The organism is Coprococcus sp. RTP21204st1_G4_RTP21204_210225 (assembly GCF_040915385.1).
Lineage (GTDB): Bacteria > Bacillota > Clostridia > Lachnospirales > Lachnospiraceae > Allocoprococcus > Allocoprococcus comes.
In genome coordinates this window covers 197,717-216,392 of sequence record NZ_JBCPDP010000004.1, presented here as the reverse complement: position 1 = coordinate 216,392, position 18,676 = coordinate 197,717, and the positions used below count along the sequence as shown (strand labels likewise).

Here is an 18,676-nt window from a genome sequence, read left to right as displayed (position 1 = left end):
GATAAAAACCAACCACTTTTCGATATTTTCAGCAGAAATTCTGTTTTATTCTTTATCAGCCAGCTCAAAATGATTCTTTCTGACCTTCAAAATCCCCTCTTTTTCCATTTTTTTCAACTCATGTGACAGCACACTCCGGTTGATCCCCAGATAATTTGCCATCTGTTCTCTGTTAAATTCAATATCAAAGGCATTGCTTTTATGGCGTCTTTGCTGAATTCTCAGATACTGCTCGATTCTTTCCCGGATTCCTCTAATCGACAGCAATTCAATCTTCCTGCACTTGCGGATATCTTCATTTGCAAGGAAATGAACCGTTTTCTTGTAAAACTCAATCCTCTCACGCATATCCAGAACGCCCTCTTCTTCCATCGCCCGTACAGGAAACCAGAAAATGTGTGCCTGTTCCGATGCATAAACATCATAAGGACTCGTCTTTTTTTCACTGACCGCAATCTCCACTCCCACAACAAACGAGCTGACAAGCTTCTGGACCAGCTGCTCAGTTCCATCCCGGTAATACTGCACTTTACAGAGTACCCCGTCAAGCAGGATTCCGATATTGTTCAGTTTTTCTCTTTCTCTTATGATGATTTCGCCCTTGTCATAGGTTACGGTTCTGCCGTCTAACCGGTTAATGATCTCATCCGCCTTCTTCCGATCCATATCACAAAAGAAAATGCTCCGGTAAATCGCTTCCCTGTCTTGTTCTTTCTGCATTTATGCTGCCACCTTCTGCCCGTTTTCTCTATTTGTCCATTATAGCATCTGCCACGCTATCCTTCAAGGAACAGCACTTTTTCTTCCGGAAATGCGAGTGCATCCGGCATTCCTTTTTCTTCCAGAGTGGCAGAAATCTCTCTTTGGACAAACCAGCAGAAGTCCTCACATCCCGACTCGCATTGGATAAAATATTTTCGTTCAAATGGATAATCCACACTTTTCCATTCTTTAACTTTCAGCATAGCCCCGGATATCGTTCCATACACCGGAATCAGATCATGAGCTCGGATCCCGATTGCCTTCACATTCTCCGGCACACTACGTCCTTTAAAAATCAGCTGCACATCCCAGTCTTTCACATACACCGTCTGCGCATCCATCCGGTAAACATCTGCAATATTTTTACATCCGGTAAGTCTTGCCGCTGTCTTATAGCGCGGTGCATTAAATACTTCTTTTACCGGACCCAGGCGGATTCCATGTCCATCTTCAATTACCAGAACCTCTTCACTGAAGCTATAGATTTCATCCCTGCTGTGGGACACCATGATCACCGTACCTTCATAATCACTCAGCATTTCCATCAGCTCGGTTAGCATCCGCTCCCGAAGATACGCATCCAGTGCCGAAAATGGTTCATCCAGAAGGATCACGTCCGGTTCATATGCCATAATCCGTGCCAGTGCCGTTCTCTGCTGCTGTCCGCCGGAAAGCTTTGACGGATAAAGCTTTTCCAGTCCGTCCAGCTGGAAATGATGGATCAACTGTTCTACCATTTTCTGCTTATCTTCTTTGTTTCCGGTAAATCCAATCCCGATATTCTGCTCCACGGTCATGTTCGGAAACAACGCATAATTCTGAAAAAGATAACCGACTTTCCTTTTTTGTGGCTTCAGAAAAATCTTTTTTCCGGCATCAAAAAGGGTAACTCCGTCAATCACGATCCGCCCTTTTTCCGGTCTTTCGATCCCGGCAATACTTTTCAAGGTCAGGCTTTTCCCACATCCGGAAGCGCCCAGGATTCCGATCCGCTTTTTTTCACTTTTAAAGGCGACATCCAGCCTGAATTTTCCATACTGTTTTTTTATCTCTAGTTCTACCATTGCTTTGTATGTTTCATTCCCTTTCCAAATGCCAGATTCATAAGCACTACTATTCCGAATGCGATCAGGATTACAATTCCGACCCACACGCCTGCCGTCTGATAATCACCGTCCTGGATGACCATTGCAACCCTCTGGGAAATGGTTGCCGTCTTTCCTGGAATATTGCCCGCAAGCATGGAGGTCGCACCGTATTCTCCAAGCGCTCTTGCAAATGCAAGAATTGTACCGGATGCAACTCCAGGACCTGCCGCCGGCATGATCACCCTCCAGAAAATTTTCCACTCCGGCATACCGAGCGTCTGCGCCGCATAGATCAGGTTCACATCCACCTGTTCAAATGCTGCTCTTGCATTCCGGTACATCAGTGGAAATGCAATCACAGTTGCCGCGATCACGCATCCTGCCCAGGACTGTACGATCTTGATATCAAATGTCGTATAAAGATACGATCCAACGGTTCTTCTCGTACTGAAAATGAGCAGCAGGAAAAATCCTGCAACCGTCGGCGGAAGCACCAGCGGCAGTGTCAGAATCCCATCCAGCACAGCCCTGAGACCCGTCTTCGCTTTCAGCACCTTTCTTGCTGCCCATATTCCCAGGAAGAATGACACGATCGTTGCTGCGATTCCTGTTTTGATTGAAATGAAAAGCGGACTCCAGTCAAGTCCTGCAAGGATCTGTCTTATTTCTTCCATATCGTTCCTCTTTTACTCTACGTTTGTATCGAAATAGTAGCTGTCAAAGATCTTCTTTGCGTCATCGGATGTTACATATGCAAGGAAATCATCGGCTGCTTTTTTCTTTGCATCATCTGCCTCTTTATTTTCCACACGGCAGATCGGATAACTCACGTTACCTGTCAGATCATAGCTTACTGTCTGAAGGATCTTGATCTGATCCTCATATCCGTATGTATCAGAATAATAAGTTGTTCCAACTTCGCATGCACCCTCTGTAACGGCGATCAGCACCTTGCTTACATTTGCCTGCTCACTGATTTCTGCTCCACCAAGAGCTTCAGAAACCTGTTCTGTTGTGATGGTAGACGCATCGTCTACTTTGTCCAGAATTCCGAGATTCATCAACGCCTGACGAGTGTATTTTCCAACTGGTACACTTCCGCCTGCAAGTGCAATGCTCTTTGCCTCATTTAAGTTTTCAAGCCCGGTTACTGCTGTATCACTGTCCTTTAATGTGATAACAACTACCTGATTGTTAACTACATTATGGCGGGTTCCTTCTACTACCAGTCCGTCAGCCTCAAGCTGATCCATCTGTTTCTGTGCTGCGGAGAAGAACAGGTCACACTCATATCCTTCTTCGATCTGTGTCAGCAGAGTTCCTGAGCTGTCTGCGTTGTAGACGATCTTCACATTCGGATGCTCTTTTTCATAACGCTCTGCAATATCTGTCATTGCCGTATTCAGGCTGGCTGCGATAAATACCTGAAGCTCTACATCCTCTTCTTTGTCAGCCTTTGTTTCTGTCTTTTTGTCTTCTGTTTTTGTGTCGGTCTTTTTACCGCCACATGCAGCAAGTGATGCTGTCATCAGCAGAACCAGACCTGCTGCCACTGTTTTCTTAAATAAGTTATTCTTTCTCATGATTTTAATATCCTCCTTTTCCAAATCCACAGTTTGGAAAAGTACACACCGGACAGGACAGACAAAGTCCTCCCTGTCCAAGAAGCCGGAAATCTTTTTCATGCAGCTTTTCATCACACATAATCCTCGGAAGAACCAGATCAAAAATCGTCCGTTTTGCATACATCACGCATCCCGGAAGACCCATGACCGGAATCTGTCTGCCTTCTTTTTCACAATAAGCAAGCATAAACATGGCTCCCGGAAGAACCGGTGCCCCATAAGTCACCACTTCCGTACAGGCATTTTTGATCGCAAGCGGAGTCCTGTCATCCGGATCTACACTCATTCCACCGGTACAGACGATCAGGTCAGAACCATCCTCGATCAGAGTCTGGATTGCTTCTGTGATCATCTCATGATCATCGTTGCACTGGATCTGCTTCACCTCTGTAACGCCACATTCTTTCAGTTTTTCGATCACAACCGGAGTAAATTTATCCTCGATCCGGTGATAATACACTTCGCTTCCCGTCGTTACGATTCCCGCTTTTTTCTTCTGGTACGGAAGAATCCGGAAAATCGGTTCTTTTCCTGCCACTTCACAGGCCTTCTGCATCTTTTCTTCTTCGATCACAAGCGGAATGATCCTTGTTCCTGCAATCTTATCTCCGGTTTTCACCGGAAAATTTCCATGTCTGGATGCGATCATCATCTCACCAAGACTGTTCACCGCATTCAGCTTTTCGGTATTGATTTTCAATACCCCTTCACAGTCGGCGATCAGTTCGATCTTTCCTTCCTTCACCCCGGAAGGATGCATATGCTCACCCTGACAGATTTGACGCAAAATCTCAGCTGCCTCATTTTCATGAAGCATACCTTCCTTTTTTTCCCAGATATAAAGATTCTCTTTTCCCACAGATAAAAGTACCGGAATGTCTTCTTCGGTAACAATATGTCCCTTCCGGAAAACAGCATCCTTTACAACTCCCGGAATAATCTGTGTAATGTCATGGCACAGCACCTGCCCCACTGCATCTTCTGTTCTTACCAGTTTCATTTTTTGTTCCTCACTTTATATGGATTATGGCATAAAAATACCTGCCGTCACTGCGGCAGGTATTCTGCCCAAACCTTTTTATATTTTACCATAAAAAGGATGGATAAATAAGTTGTCCAGACAACTTTTTTATTTTGTTTTATAGACAAGATCGATTGCTTCCGCAACTCCGTTTCCGATCTTTCGTGCTTTATCCGAAATCGTATAACAAAGTTTTCCCTCTATCCTTGCATCCACATCTCCGATCTTCAATCCTTTTTTGACCGGTACCCCTTCCTGGAGCATCCCACGGACAATCCCGTGGAGCCTCGCATAGACAGGTTCATCTCCGCACCTTGCAACAATCTGCCCTTTTTTCACCACATCACCAATTCTCGCGACCGGATGCATGATTCCGTCTGCGGATGCCTTTAAAAGGCGTTCCACCGTATAGCCGCCAATATTTCCCGGAATTCCGGTGTTGGGGATTGCACTTCCCTCGCGGATCACCTCGCCCAGATGCTCACCTCTTTGCGTTTCAATCACAAAATGGCAGTCTCCGGCTGCCGTAAAGCCCGGTCCGATACCGATAACAAGAGGAGCGTCACTGATCCGGGTCCCAAGATTCTTTTTTGCCATGATCCCGTCAACCAGTACATCCGGCAGATATTCTTTCCGCACTTCTGCTTTTTCATCCACCATGACAGCAATTTTCCGTGTTGCCATAATTGTTTCTGCTTCTTCAAAATTGTCGGCAAGAACTGCTTCTATTCCTTCTACCACTGCATGTTCTTCGTACACCGCTCTTGAAAATGCCACCTCACGTCTGACGGTGAGTGGGATGGCAACATCCGTCATCAGGATCTGATGTCCTCTTTCCCACAGCTCTGCCGCAATTCCTGTGGCAAGATCCCCGGCTCCTCTTATCAGGATCTTCATTTACTCTTCTTTCTCCTTTGGTAAAACCAGATTTAGGAACACTGCAACCAGAGTAGACAGTGCAACCGGTGATTTACCGAAAATGGTTGTTACCCATGCAGGGAGCTGCGCAAGTGCTGCATTTGCCTGTGTCACACCCATTCCAAGTGCAATGGCAAGTCCTACGATGGATGTATTTCTATAATTCATCTTTGAATTATTGATCAGTTTGATACCCGTCATGGAAATCATTGCAAATACAGAGATTGTTGCGCCTCCAAGCACACATGACGGAATAGTTAGAAGAATGTATGCGATCTTTGGCATGATTCCTGCAACCAGCATGATCATCGCTGCAATTCCAAATACTCTCTTTGCTACTACTTTCGTAGAACTTACGATTCCGACATTCTGACTGTAGGTTGCTGTCGGGAGTCCGCTGAAAAATGCGCAGACAATATTGCTGACTCCATAACCAATGATACCACCGCTTAATTCCTCATCCGTCGGCATACGGTCCATTCCTCCGGTCGTCGTTGCTGAAAAGTCTCCGATTGCCTGAATAGAGCTGATTGCAAACAATACCGCAATCGCAACACATGAGGATGGCTCGAATTTAATTCCGAAATGCATCGGCTGTGGGAACTGTACCCATTTTGCCGTTAATACGGAAGAAAAATCCACCATTCCAAAGCCAAGCGCAACTACATATCCAACTATGATTCCGATCAGAACGGAAGAAAGCTTTAAAAAGCCCTTTCCAAAATGATTCAGTCCTGTTACGACTGCCAGTGTGATGATCGCAACAAGCCAGTTTTGCCATGAACCATAATCCGCACTTCCTGCTCCACCTGCCATATAATTGACTGCGGTCGGATACAGCGAAAGTCCGATTGCAAATACAACCGTTCCCGTAACCAGCGGCGGGAAAAGATGACGGATCTGCTTGATAAATATTCCTACAATAATCGCAACAATACCGCCCACGATCTGTGCACCAAGTATTGTTCCAACATCTGCATCCTGTGCAATTGACTGCATGATCGGCACATACGCAAAGCTGATTCCCATAATAACCGGAAGCCCGGCTCCTATCTGATAAGACTTAAATTTGATAAACGGAAAAAGCTGGATGAATGTCGAAATCGCTGACATTGCAAGAGATGCCTGAATCAGGACAACCGTATCTGATTCTGAAAGTCCGGACACACCAGCAAGAATGATCGCCGGTGCAACACAGCCAATGATCATCGCCACTACATGCTGGAATGCCAGCGGAAGTGCCTGACCAAAGGATGGTTTTCCGTTAAGGTTAAATAGTTCCTGTGAAGTATTACTATTCTTCGTACCCACTTTTTTGCCTCCTTCTCTACCCACTTACAACTTTCGTTGTCAAAGCTATCGTATCTATGATAGCACGAATGGTTTCCAATGACAATTCGGCAATGTTCCATTTTTCAACACACAATTGCTTTATTTTTCCAAAATATTAACGAAACGATGTAATCCGTACTTTTTCACCAGAATCCCGTTCTACTCTTAAGGCGATTCTCTCTGCCATTTTCAGACGTTTTTCGTCATCTGCTTTGTTTAGCACAATATAGAAATCCATTTCCGGCAGGACATTCTTTTTCCCGCCTTTTGCCGAAACAGCCAGCCCTGCCAGATCCTCCTCCGTCAGAACCTCTTCCACTGCTTTTCCAAGTACCTGTGCCACAAGCTCAGGTCGGAAACAGCAGTCTTTTATCCTTTGTCCGATGGCATCGAGTCCATATACAGAAAGGACTATCTGGATTTGCTTTGGAATAACCGGTTCTTTCTCCCCCGGCACTTTCGCCGGAAGCATCCGTGCACCATCCGCTTCCACAAGAACCGGCGCAGGAAGCTCCCAGATCTTTTCCATTACCGGTAAAGAAAGGCTTTTGATCCTGCCTCTTCCTGCATCCAGACCGGCGATCACCATGCCTTCTCTTTTATGCACTTCCAGAATTTTTCCGATAGAATCCTCCATTACAAAATAAGGGGCAGTCTCTTTTTTCATATGGGTTGTAGTCACCAGAACCGGGAGGGCACCCTTCTCTTGGTATTCAGCAAGCAGCTGTTTCAAAAGAGAAGTCTTACCTCCCGCACCCACGGCAGCAATTCTCGGTACCATCTGCTCCGTAAGTCCAAGTGCCATAAGCAGAGACTCTTTCCTTTGAAGCTTTCCATTTTCGATAACATATACATGGAAAGTTTTCTCTGTGTCTCCTTCTGTTATCCGCATTTTTTCTATTTCCGGCATATAATCAATATCTTCCAGCTCTTTTTCCAGGCTCACCTCGTAAAATACTGCTTTTTCCCGGTATCTGCGGAACACCTTTCTTCCTCCGGCATCTCCTTCCAGTTCCAGAAGTTCTTTCCCGTACTTTGCCGGAAACCAGACCGGATTGCCTTCCTGTCCATTCCAGGTCACACATCCCGGTACAACTTTTGCCTCCCGCTCCATCTTTTCCAGGAATCCTTCCACGCTTTCTTCTGTAAAATAAGGCTGATCCGCCACAAAAAATGCATAGGCATCAGCATCTCCTGCCGCACGGATCCCTGCTTTTACCGAATAGGCTGCTCCTTTATAGCTGTCTTTTGAAATCACTGTTTTTACCGGGAAACGTTCACCTTGCTGCTCGTTTTCCTGAAGTGCTTTTACCTGATGCTCAATCTCCGGATACTGTGTTACCACAATCATTTCCCATTCCGGATGCCTTTGACAGACTTTTACCAGACGGTCGAATAAATAGCGGAACATCGGCTTTTCATCCAACAAATAAAGCAGTTTGTTCTCTGCTTCTGATTGTGGCGGTTCTGTATTTTGCATCCTTTGGCTGTTAAAACGGCGGCTGTTTCCAGCCGCCAGATAAATCAGTTTAATTTTCATTTTCCATAATTCCCATTGCAATCTGTTCACTTGTAATCGGAAGTTCACGGAACCACAGACCTGTTGCATTTGCGATTGCATGCGTCAATGCCGGAGCCGGTGTATTGATGACGATTTCGCCAATCGATTTTGCACCAAACGGTCCGGTCGGCTCATAGCTGCTCTCAAATTCCACATGCAGATTTCCCATATCCATTCGGGTCGGAATCTTGTACTGCATAAATGAATTGTTCAGAAGCTGTCCTTTTTCCGTGTACTGAATATTCTCATAAAGAGTCATGCCGATTCCTTGCACGATTCCGCCTTCCGCCTGTACCCTCGCAAGATTCGGGTTAATAACAGTTCCGCAGTCAACCACTGCATAGTAATCCAGGATCTCGACATGTCCTGTCTCCGGATCCAATTCGATTTCAACAGCGCCTGCCATATAAGGCGGCGGAGATACCGGCGAACTGTGGCTTTCTGTTACCTGAAGCGCAATATCACTTCCGCACATTGCCCCTGCTCCGATTGCCGCAAGTGTCACCTCTTCTCCGGTCTTATCGCTTCTTGCAATGTGTCCATCGAAATCAATCTCATCCACTTCGCATTTCAGCATCTTCGCTGCCTGTCTGACGATCCGCTTTTTCAGTTCCTCACCGGCTCTTGTCACCGCCATACCAGTCACATAAGTCGTACTTGATGCATAAGAGCCTGAATCATACGGCGAAGTATCGGTATCTGCTCCGGATACTGCAATATCATCCAGATCACAGTCCAGACATTCTGCTGCCATCTGTGCAAGAATCGTATCACACCCGGTTCCCATGTCCGCTGCCGCGATTGACATATTGTAGACACCATCCTCGCCCAGTTTGATCGTTGCAGATCCGACATCTACATTGGAAATGCAGGATCCCTGCATGGCAAGTGCTACTCCGACGCTGCGGATTTTGCCATCCGGCATAACTTTTCTTGGATACTTTTCATCCCATCCGGACATTTCTTTTACTCTCGCAAGGCATTTATCAAGTGCACAGCTATTCGCTGTCTCCCCATAATATGCCGGCATGAACTGTCCTTCTTTGACCATATTCTTCATACGGATCTCCATCGGATCCATGCCAAGTTTTTCTGCCAGTTCGTTAACAGATGTCTCAACCGCAAAGATTCCCTGCGTCGCTCCATATCCACGATAAGCTCCTGCTGCCATCCGGTTGGTATAGACCACATCGTAACGGAACCGGTATGCATCTAATGAACCATAAAGCGGAATCGCCTTATGTCCGGAAAGTCCGACCGTTGTCGGTCCATGTTCCCCGTATGCTCCTGTGTTAGAAAGTGTATACAGATCAATTGCCCGGATATTTCCCTCTTTATCTGCTCCCATGCGAACCGTCACCGCCATATCATGACGCGGTGAGGATGCAATCTGGGATTCCTCTCTTGTAAATACAATTTTCGATGGCTTTCCGGTTTTCCAGGTTACAAACGCCGGATAAACCTCACTTACCGCCGTCTGTTTTGCCCCAAATCCACCACCGATCCTCGGTTTAAACGCACGGATCTTGGATTTTGGTATACCAAGTGCATTGGAAACAATACGGCGCACATGGTAAACGATCTGCGTAGAACTCATCACATTCAGTCTTCCATACATATCCATAAAGCAGACCGTCTGAAATGGTTCCATCATTGCCTGCTGTGCCGCTTTGACATGATATGTATGTTCTACAACAACATCGCATTCTGCAAGAACTTTCTCTACATCCCCATGTCCATCTTCTGCCTGTGCACAAAGATTCCGCTTGTTATCTGCTCCTACCGGGCACAATGCCTTCCAGCTGTTCTCCGGATGCACCAGAATTGGACCATCCAGCGCTTCCTCAGGATCTAATACTGCCGGAAGGACCTCGTATTTGACCTTGATCATCTTCATTGCACGTTCTACGCAGGCTTCATTTTCTCCGGCAATGATCGCTACCGGATCTCCTACAAAGCGAACATGCTGGTCCAGGATCAACCGGTCATACGGACTAGGCTCCGGCCAGGTCTGTCCTGCAATTGTAAAACGCTGCTGCGGTACATCCTTCCAGGTATAGATTGCTTCAATTCCCGGCACACGCATTGCCACATCTGTCTTGATCTCCTGGATCATCGCATTGGCATGCGGACTTCTTAGAAGCTTAACGATCAGACAATCCTTTGGTGCCAGATCATTTGTATATACCGGCTTTCCAGTCACCAGTGCTTTCGCATCTTTTTTTACAAATGGTACTCCTACTGCTTTCATCTGGCTCCTCCTTTTCTTTTGTACTCCAGAAAATCATGGATTCCTCTGAGCTGTCCCTCGTAGCCTGAACAGCGGCAGAGATTCCCCGCAAGGTATTCCCGGATCTCGTCATCACTTGGATCCGGATTCTCGCGGAAAAGTGCGATTGCATTCATGATCATACCCGGATTACAGAATCCGCACTGCTCCGCCCCCTGTCCTGCGATAAAAGAGCCAAATTCTTCTGCTTCCTCCTGCAGTCCTTCCAGCGTATCTACCTTGTGCCCGTCTGCTCTTGCAGCAAGCACGGAACAGGAAAGTACCGGCTTCTCATCTAAAAATACGGTACAAAGTCCACAGTTGGAAGTCTCACAGCCGCGCTTTACGCTGTAACATCCATGATTTCTCACGAAATCGATCAGAAGCAGATCAGCTGCGATCTCTTCTGTAATCTTTTTTCCATTCAATGTCAGACTAATCTGCATTCTTTTCACCTCCGTTTGTGATTCTCTCTAATGCTCTGCGGATCAGAACCTCTGCAAGATGGGTACGATACGCTGCACTTCCACGCATATTGCCTCCCATCGGCACCTGGGCTGCAAGCTCTTTTGCAAATTTTTTCAGATCTGTGCACGCATCCAGCTGTTCTGCCGGAACGTGAATACAGACTGCTTTCATCGGTCTTGCCCCAACTGCCACCTTCAGTTCATCTCCATAACGGTCAGCAGCAACCGCCAGTACCGGAAAATCCGTCTTGGTATTACGGTGTGACTGATAGCTTCCCTTTCCCGGTGTTTTCTTTACGATCACACGAACAAGGATATCATTATCTCTCTCCATCTTTGCAAACTCTTCCAGAGAAATGATCCCACCTTTATAAAGTTCTACTTCTGTATCCAGTGCAAGGAAACAGGTCAGTACATCCGAAAATCCAAACCGTCCGAAAATACTTCCGCCGATCGTCGCAAGATTCCGGAACTGTACACCGACAATACTTCTCACACTTTCTCTGATCATATTGCAGCTCAATTCATTTAATCCTTCGTGTAACTCCAGATCACGAAGGGATACCATACATCCAATCTTCCATGCATCCTCCGTCTCTTCAATCTGATCCAGTCCGAGTCCGGACAGATCGATCGCAGTCTGGATCTGCGCAGTACTCATTTTCAGCCAGAGCATTCCACCGACGATCCGGTTCGTCTTTTTCTGGTTCAGTTCATACGCCTGCTCCAGACTCTCTGCTTTCACATATTGTTTTATCTTCAGCATCGTCTCTTTCCTTTCTATTCTTCGTTCTTGTCAAATCCAAGATGGGTATACGCAAGATCTGTGACCACCCTTCCTCTTGGTGTTCTCTGTAAAAAGCCATTCTTCAAAAGATATGGCTCATAGACATCTTCTACGGTTCCGGCATCTTCCCCGATCGCTGCCGCAAGGGTATCCAGTCCTACCGGACCTCCTTGAAATTTTTCAATCATGGTCGTCAAAAGATTACGGTCTACATGATCAAGTCCAAGCCGGTCCACATCCAGAAGATCCAGTGCCTGCCTTGCCACCTCTTCGGTGATCACCCCCTCATATTTGACCTGGGCAAAATCCCGGACTCTTTTCAAAAGCCGGTTGGCAAGCCTTGGCGTTCCTCTGGAACGTCTTGCCATCTCAAGGGCTCCCTTTTCATCGATCTCCACATCCAGCACGCCTGCTGAACGGATGATGATGGTCTGCAGTTCTTTTTCCGTATAAAATTCCAGACGGTTCACAACCCCGAAACGATCCCGGAGCGGAGCTGTCAGCATTCCGGCACGGGTGGTTGCCCCTACCAGTGTAAAATGCGGCAGATCCAGACGGATCGACCTTGCCGAAGCCCCTTTTCCGATCATAATATCGATTGCAAAATCTTCCATCGCCGGATAAAGTACTTCCTCCACCTGCCGGTTCAGCCGGTGGATCTCATCTACAAAAAGCACATCTCCTTCCTGGAGATTATTAAGGATTGCCGCCATTTCCCCAGGTTTCTCGATCGCAGGACCTGACGTGATCTTGATATTTACGCCCATTTCATTCGCAATGATCCCGGCGAGGGTTGTCTTTCCAAGTCCCGGCGGACCGTAAAACAACACATGATCCAGTGCCTCTCCCCTGCTTTTTGCCGCTTCTATATAAATCTTAAGAGTCTCTTTTGCCTTCGCCTGTCCAATATAATCTTCCAGAAGCTGAGGTCTTAAATGGCTCTCAATTTTTACATCCTCTTCCAGATTCTCTGTGGTAATAATTCTTCTTCCCATCCTAATCCTCTTATATCAAATATTTGAGTGCACCCTTCAGCAGATCTTCCACCGTCGTGCTCTCATCCATTTCCACTTTTCGTACTGCCTGCAGTGCCTCAGTACTTCCATAGCCAAGCGCCGTAAGTGCCTGTACCGCATCTGCCTGAAGTCCTTGTGCATTTACCGTATCTTCAGCGGCTCCATTTGCCGCTTCCACCTGGTGATCCAGTACGTCCTCAATCTTCAGCTTATCCTTCAGTTCCACGATCAGCTTCTCCGCCGTCTTCTTGCCAATTCCCGGTGCTGCTGAAATTGCCTTGATGTCCTTCGACATCACGGCAAATCGAAGTTCGTCTGGTGTAAGCTGCGCCAGAATCCCAAGACCTCCTTTCGGTCCGATCCCACTGACACCGATCAGAAGCTTGAACACAGAAAGCGCATCACGGTTTAAAAATCCATACAGCTGCATAGCATCTTCTTTGACATTCAGATAGGTGTGGATCTTCACTTTACTCCCAACCGGCGGAAGCTGTCCCATCGCCTGTCCGGACATAAAAATCCCGTAGCCCACGCCGCCTACATCTACAATCGCTTTATCTTCTTCGAGAGCTACAAGCTCCCCTCTTATATATGAAATCATCTCTTCCTCCCACGCTATGACAATACGATGCTGCCAAGTCTTTTGAGCATTTCATTTGCCACAACTCCGATAATAAATCCGGTGATCACTCCTGCGATCAGAAGCACCGGCACATAATAGGCGACGCTGAATGTCTCCACGACCAGCATCGCTACGATCAGCTGACCGACATTATGAAAGACACCACCTGCCATGCTGACTCCAAAAACACTGAATGATCCCCGCTTTTTCAAAATCACCATCACTGCAAGGCTTAAAAGTCCGCCTGCCAGACTGTATAAAATACTAAACAGACTGGCAAAAATAAATCCGGACAGCACGATACGCGTCACTGAAAGCAACAGGGCATCTTTTCCACCCATCTTGTACAGTGCCACCACAACGATCAGATTCGCCAGTCCAAGCTTAACCCCCGGAATCCCGATCTGAAACGGGATCAGAGTCTCTACATAACTAAATATCAGCGCAAGGGCAGTAAATACACCAAACCACGCTATTCTGACTGTATTTTTCTTCATATCTTAATTCGTCACCGCATCCAGTTCGGCTTCTTCTCCATCGACAATTTTCAGAACGATCTTATTCGGAAGGCAGATAATACTCTCTCCGTTCCTTGAAATTGCTTTCTGGTGTACACAGATCTGATCCGGACAGTTGGCCGCTGCCATTTTCACTTTTCCGTTCTCGATCTGCACGGTGTTCGTTCCTCCGTTGATCTTAAATGCACGCTCTTTCTGCAGATCCAGTGTCTCTACCACTTTCCCGTCAATCTGTATTTCTACAACGCCTGCGCTTTTCTGGCTCGTGAATAGATGTCCTGCAAAAAAAATGCCTGCCGCAGCAAATACAAGGAGGACAAGAATCAGATCATTCTTTTTGAAACCGGATGCTTTCTCCTCATGGCTCTTATTTTCTTTATGGCTCATAGGGTTCTCCTTTTTCTTTGTTTATTCTAACACATCATTTTATCTAATGCAATCAAGTGTTCGATTGATTTTTTTCATAGGGGAACGTATAATGGGGTAATTGACGAATGGGACGGTTTGTGGAAGAAGAGAATGGGGACGCCGTGAGGGAAGCGAAAGTCCTGCACGCCTCAAGTTGTGCAAACCATTCCGATGAACCACTTAGGGCGAAAATCGTGTTCAGCAATGGCTTCCACGATTTTTGTGTTTCATCTCCATTGCACAAAATAGAGGCGTGCAGGACTTTCGCTTCCCTCACGGCTGTGCATTGGCTGGTTGCACAGACCTGAGATTCGTAAATTTTCATTATGTCGCTTTTGGGAAGTTTATGAAAAAAACAATGCTGTAGGTTATGGTTTGAGGAGGTTTGCGATGAAAATAAAAAGTTTGGGAATTGGTATTTGTTTGAGTTTGTTTGGGACTTTTTGTCTGGGTGGATGTTCTGGGAGTTCGCCGCAGCCGGTGTCGCGGACGGTGACGGTGTTTGATACGGTGGTAACGATTACGGTTTATGATAAGGATTCAGAGGATGTTCTGGATGCTTGTGTGGCGAAATGCAAGGATTATAATGCGCGGTTTAGCCGGACTTCGGAAGGAAGCGAGATTTATGAGCTGAACCATGCAAACGGGGAGCCTGTGACACTTTCGGGTGATACGGTGGATTTGATTCAGAAAGGCGTGGAATACAGCTGTCTGGCAGATGGAAAGTTTGATATTACGATCGCTCCACTTAGTGACTTGTGGGATTTTAAGAATAATACGGGGACCGTTCCGGATGATGCGGCGATTCAGGAAGCGAAACGTCATATCGGATATGAGAATGTGAGGGTTGATGGAAATACGGTTCAGCTTCTGGATCCGGAGGCGGCTATTGATCTTGGCGGAATTGCAAAGGGATATATTGCGGATCAGCTGAAAGCATATCTGAAAGAGCAGAATGTATCCCATGCGCTGATCAATCTAGGCGGAAATGTGCTGGCTCTTGGCAGCAAACCGGATGGCTCGGATTATAATATCGGTATCCAGAAGCCATTTGCACAGAATGGAGAAGCGATCACCAGTGTAAAGATCAAGGATCAATCTGTGGTTTCTTCCGGGATTTATGAGCGATATTTTAAGGTGGGCGACAAGATTTATCACCATATCTTAGATCCGAAAACCGGGTATCCTTATGAAAATGATCTGCTTGGGGTGAGTATTGTCTGTGACTCTTCTACGGAAGCGGACGCACTTAGTACGACCTGCTTTGCGATGGGGTTAGATGATGGATTGAAATATATCGAAGGAATCAAGGGGGCAGAAGCACTCTTTATCACGGATGATTATGAGATTCATTACTCCAGCGGATTTCCAAAGTAAAAAAGTTGAATGATATAGGTTGTGAGACAAATCAGAAAAATAAATGGTACCAGATTCAGTTGTAAAAAAAATTGAATCCGGTACCATTTATTTTTCTTATGCTTCCTGCTTCACTGTCTCTTCTCCCGGCAAAGCCCAGCGGATTTCGGCTTTGAAGAGGTCTGCTTCGGTTTCGATATGGAAGCTTCCACCCTGGAGACCTACGAAGCTTTTTACGATTGCAAGGCCAAGACCGGAGCCTTCGGTATTGCGGGACTCATCTCCGCGGACGAAGCGTTCTGTAATTTCTTCCGGATTGAAGGTGAGCTCGGTTGCGGAAATATTTTTCAGGCGGATAAATACATCTTTCTCCGTCTTTTCGATTTCCACATAAACTCTTGTTCCCGGAAGTGCATATTTTACAATGTTATTCAGAAGATTCTCAAAGATCCGGTAGGTCTTCTGACTGTCCAGACAAAGAATCACTTTTTCTTCCGGGAAAGTGGTCCTGAACTCCAGACCTTTTTCTTCGAACTTATCTTCCAGCTCAAATTTTACCTGTTTAAACAGATTGACGATATCCACGTTCATCAAATTCAGCTTTACATTCTGGCTGCTTGCTTTGCTGATCTCAAAGAGGTCTTCGATCAGGACTTTCAGGCGCATAGATTTGCGTTCCAGAATATCAATATAATCCTTTCGCTTTTCCTCATCTTTCTCGTCTTTCAACAGATTCACATAGGTTATGATCGCAGTCAGCGGTGTTTTCAGATCATGTGATACGTTTGTGATCAGTTCTGTTTTCATACGCTGGCTTTTTACTTCTTCCTTTACCGCTTTCTTAAATCCGGTCTGGATCTTCTGGATTTCATTACGGAACGGACTGAACACACCAAGATCACCTTCAATCTCTACATCCAGATTTCCGTCTGCAATTTTATTGGTTGCCTCCAAAAGCAATGCATATTTTTTCCGGAGATCATTAAAATATTTTTGCAGGATCAGGAACAGGATTACAGAATATACGATCAGTCCTGCAATTCCGTAATACCAGAATGAACAGATCACCAGCAGTATTGCGAAATTGAACAGCACGATTTTCAAAATAATCTTATTATTCTTTTCCTTGAAATTGAACTGATCCAGAGAATGATAAAATGCTTCGATCTTATCCTTGCACCAGTGGATACCACCTCGGATTCCGTTTCCGAATCTTCTCCAGATCCAAATCAGCAGAACTCTTTTTTTCACATATTCCTTTACTCCAAGAAGCCGGATCTGGCGTACACAGCCGGATCCCCAGTACATAACTGCAAAGAAAACAAACCAGACCAGAAAATCGATTGGCCACACATTTCCTTTCGCGTGCATAATCAGTTCTCCAAGATAGCTGAAAATCAGGCTAATTCCAGTAATACCAGTCGCTATCGCAATTTCAAATGGTACATGGAAAATTTTTTCATCTCCTGTATGCAGATCTTTCTTCATCGGAATCAGCCATGCCAGAAGTGCGACCAACAATATAAGGGTCAAGATTGTATAAACCGCCGCGTTTCCCACCATTGAAGTAATCGGATACACCCGCATAACATAAGCATTCAGCTTTGCTTCCGTCATCATGAAATAATAGGTCCTGTCTTTTGGTGAAATATTTTCAATCTCACTTTCATCTTCATATTCAAATATTTTTTCCGGCAGATTTGAGGTCAGGATCTTCAGAACAGCTTCCTGTTTGGTTACTTCCGTTCCCATCACCTGATCAATCTTGATTTCACCGTTTTTGTCAAACGAGATCTTAATCCCAAGAGCATAATCTGCAAGCTCGGTATCTTTCACTTTTTCCCAGGAATCTCTATTCGACCGGTATCCATCGATTACCTCTCCGTTTGCATCCTGCACCTGGTAATTCATATATGCAATCTGCCGGTTAAATTTCTCATCAAATTCCGGATAATAATCATCCAGAAACTTTACGTTATATTCGTTTCCGGATTCTTTGGAATACAATACATAGCAGTCCCGGATAAATGTCTTCATAAAGGACTCACTCGTCCGGTAGTTCTGTGTCAGACTGTCCTGCTCCTTTTTTGCATTCTTATAAAAAGTATTATAGTTTCCTAACACGATCACCGTCGCAAGTAAGATTACGCCTAAAATCAGGACAATCCCTAGTTTATGCCTGTTTTTCGATTTTGTATCCAACGCCCCACACCACCTTTAAATATTTTGGTTCTTTCGGGCAGCTCTCAATTTTTTCACGGATATTCCGGATATGGACCATGATCGTATCGGTATTGATCGCTTTTTCATTCCATACACGCTCGTAAATTTCCTCTGCCGAAAAAACTCTTCCAGGACTCTTCATAAGGAGAAGCAGGATTTTGTACTCAATCGGTGTCAGGCGCACCGGCTCTCCGTCAACCGATACCTCCACCGTGTCTTCATTCAGCTCCAGACCGCCGATCACATGGATATTCTGATTTTCTTCACGGTCTCTTAGCTTCTCTGCAAACATCCGGTATCTTCTGAGCTGTGAATTCACCCTTGCAAGAAGCTCCATCGGTGTAAATGGCTTCGTCACATAATCATCTGCCCCGATATTCAGTCCCATGATCTTATCCACTTCCTCTGATTTTGCTGACAGCATGATCACCGGAAAATCATATTTTTCCCGAAGCTTCATTGTCATACGGATTCCATCCATCCGCGGCATCATAATATCGACGATTGCAAGATGGATTTCCTCTTTCTCGATCACTTCCAGACCTTCAATCCCATCTGCCGCCTGAAATACTTCGTATCCCTGACTTTTCAGGTATATTTCCACACCTTCTCTGATTTCCTTGTCGTCTTCAACGACCAGTACATGATTCATTTCCATAACTGCTTTTCTCCTCTTTTTCTCATCCTTGACTATAGTCTATCT

Annotated in this window: 18 protein-coding genes; 1 reads left to right on the top strand and 17 read right to left on the bottom strand. The window is 45.7% G+C overall.

Going from position 1 to position 18,676, the window contains the following annotated elements; all coding sequences use genetic code 11:
- Positions 1–45: 45 nt before the first annotated feature.
- The 15 genes from AB5213_RS05610 to AB5213_RS05540 form a co-directional block, all read right to left on the bottom strand.
- On the bottom strand, positions 46–720 hold the full coding sequence (locus AB5213_RS05610; RefSeq protein ID WP_195255298.1) for a Crp/Fnr family transcriptional regulator: 675 nt from the start codon (positions 718–720) through the stop codon (positions 46–48).
- 56 nt (positions 721–776) lie between these two features.
- A complete protein-coding gene (locus AB5213_RS05605) occupies positions 777–1,826 on the bottom strand; it encodes a sulfate/molybdate ABC transporter ATP-binding protein (RefSeq protein WP_055247203.1) in 1,050 nt (349 codons plus the stop codon).
- Positions 1,820–2,524, bottom strand: coding sequence for a molybdate ABC transporter permease subunit (gene modB, locus AB5213_RS05600; RefSeq protein WP_368276416.1), 705 nt, complete (start codon positions 2,522–2,524; stop codon positions 1,820–1,822). Before modB ends, AB5213_RS05605 begins: the two co-directional genes overlap by 7 nt.
- 12 nt (positions 2,525–2,536) lie before the next feature.
- Positions 2,537–3,379 carry a molybdate ABC transporter substrate-binding protein gene (modA, locus tag AB5213_RS05595; protein WP_368276424.1) on the bottom strand — a complete coding sequence of 281 codons (843 nt, stop codon included), beginning with the start codon at positions 3,377–3,379 and terminating at the stop codon, positions 2,537–2,539.
- A 58-nt stretch (positions 3,380–3,437) separates the two neighbouring features.
- A complete protein-coding gene (locus AB5213_RS05590) occupies positions 3,438–4,475 on the bottom strand; it encodes a molybdopterin-binding protein (RefSeq protein WP_368276415.1) in 1,038 nt (345 codons plus the stop codon).
- 129 nt (positions 4,476–4,604) lie between these two features.
- Complete coding sequence (gene yqeB, locus AB5213_RS05585; RefSeq protein ID WP_022221060.1) at positions 4,605–5,393, bottom strand: selenium-dependent molybdenum cofactor biosynthesis protein YqeB; 789 nt, start codon at positions 5,391–5,393, stop codon at positions 4,605–4,607.
- Positions 5,394–6,725, bottom strand: a complete 1,332-nt coding sequence (locus AB5213_RS05580) for a uracil-xanthine permease family protein (protein WP_256171076.1) — start codon at positions 6,723–6,725, stop codon at positions 5,394–5,396.
- 136 nt (positions 6,726–6,861) lie between these two features.
- On the bottom strand, positions 6,862–8,286 hold the full coding sequence (gene yqeC, locus AB5213_RS05575; protein WP_368276414.1) for a selenium cofactor biosynthesis protein YqeC: 1,425 nt from the start codon (positions 8,284–8,286) through the stop codon (positions 6,862–6,864).
- Positions 8,276–10,558, bottom strand: a complete 2,283-nt coding sequence (locus AB5213_RS05570; protein WP_368276413.1) for a xanthine dehydrogenase family protein molybdopterin-binding subunit — start codon at positions 10,556–10,558, stop codon at positions 8,276–8,278. The genes yqeC and AB5213_RS05570 overlap by 11 nt, the downstream gene beginning before the upstream one ends.
- A complete protein-coding gene (locus AB5213_RS05565) occupies positions 10,555–11,022 on the bottom strand; it encodes a (2Fe-2S)-binding protein (RefSeq protein WP_008375171.1) in 468 nt (155 codons plus the stop codon). The genes AB5213_RS05570 and AB5213_RS05565 overlap by 4 nt, the downstream gene beginning before the upstream one ends.
- Positions 11,012–11,809, bottom strand: a complete 798-nt coding sequence (locus AB5213_RS05560) for a xanthine dehydrogenase family protein subunit M (protein ID WP_368276412.1) — start codon at positions 11,807–11,809, stop codon at positions 11,012–11,014. Before AB5213_RS05560 ends, AB5213_RS05565 begins: the two co-directional genes overlap by 11 nt.
- Positions 11,810–11,823: 14 nt before the next feature.
- Positions 11,824–12,825, bottom strand: a complete 1,002-nt coding sequence (gene ruvB / locus AB5213_RS05555) for a Holliday junction branch migration DNA helicase RuvB (protein ID WP_117556028.1) — start codon at positions 12,823–12,825, stop codon at positions 11,824–11,826.
- A 10-nt stretch (positions 12,826–12,835) separates the two neighbouring features.
- A complete protein-coding gene (ruvA, locus tag AB5213_RS05550) occupies positions 12,836–13,447 on the bottom strand; it encodes a Holliday junction branch migration protein RuvA (protein WP_055155575.1) in 612 nt (203 codons plus the stop codon).
- 14 nt (positions 13,448–13,461) lie between these two features.
- Positions 13,462–13,965 carry a Gx transporter family protein gene (locus AB5213_RS05545; protein WP_055155576.1) on the bottom strand — a complete coding sequence of 168 codons (504 nt, stop codon included), beginning with the start codon at positions 13,963–13,965 and terminating at the stop codon, positions 13,462–13,464.
- Between the two features lie 3 nt (positions 13,966–13,968).
- On the bottom strand, positions 13,969–14,373 hold the full coding sequence (locus AB5213_RS05540) for a NusG domain II-containing protein (RefSeq protein ID WP_118198345.1): 405 nt from the start codon (positions 14,371–14,373) through the stop codon (positions 13,969–13,971).
- 411 nt (positions 14,374–14,784) lie between these two features.
- Between AB5213_RS05540 and AB5213_RS05535 the strand changes: the two genes are divergently transcribed.
- Positions 14,785–15,771 carry an FAD:protein FMN transferase gene (locus AB5213_RS05535; RefSeq protein ID WP_368276411.1) on the top strand — a complete coding sequence of 329 codons (987 nt, stop codon included), beginning with the start codon at positions 14,785–14,787 and terminating at the stop codon, positions 15,769–15,771.
- A gap of 96 nt (positions 15,772–15,867) precedes the next feature.
- On the opposite strand, the gene AB5213_RS05530 is transcribed toward AB5213_RS05535, so the two are convergent.
- The gene (locus AB5213_RS05530; protein ID WP_368276410.1) at positions 15,868–17,952 is read right to left on the bottom strand and encodes a sensor histidine kinase; all 2,085 of its coding nucleotides are present in this window, start codon (positions 17,950–17,952) and stop codon (positions 15,868–15,870) included.
- The gene (locus tag AB5213_RS05525; protein WP_055155580.1) at positions 17,924–18,631 is read right to left on the bottom strand and encodes a response regulator transcription factor; all 708 of its coding nucleotides are present in this window, start codon (positions 18,629–18,631) and stop codon (positions 17,924–17,926) included. Before AB5213_RS05525 ends, AB5213_RS05530 begins: the two co-directional genes overlap by 29 nt.
- Positions 18,632–18,676 lie beyond the last annotated feature (45 nt).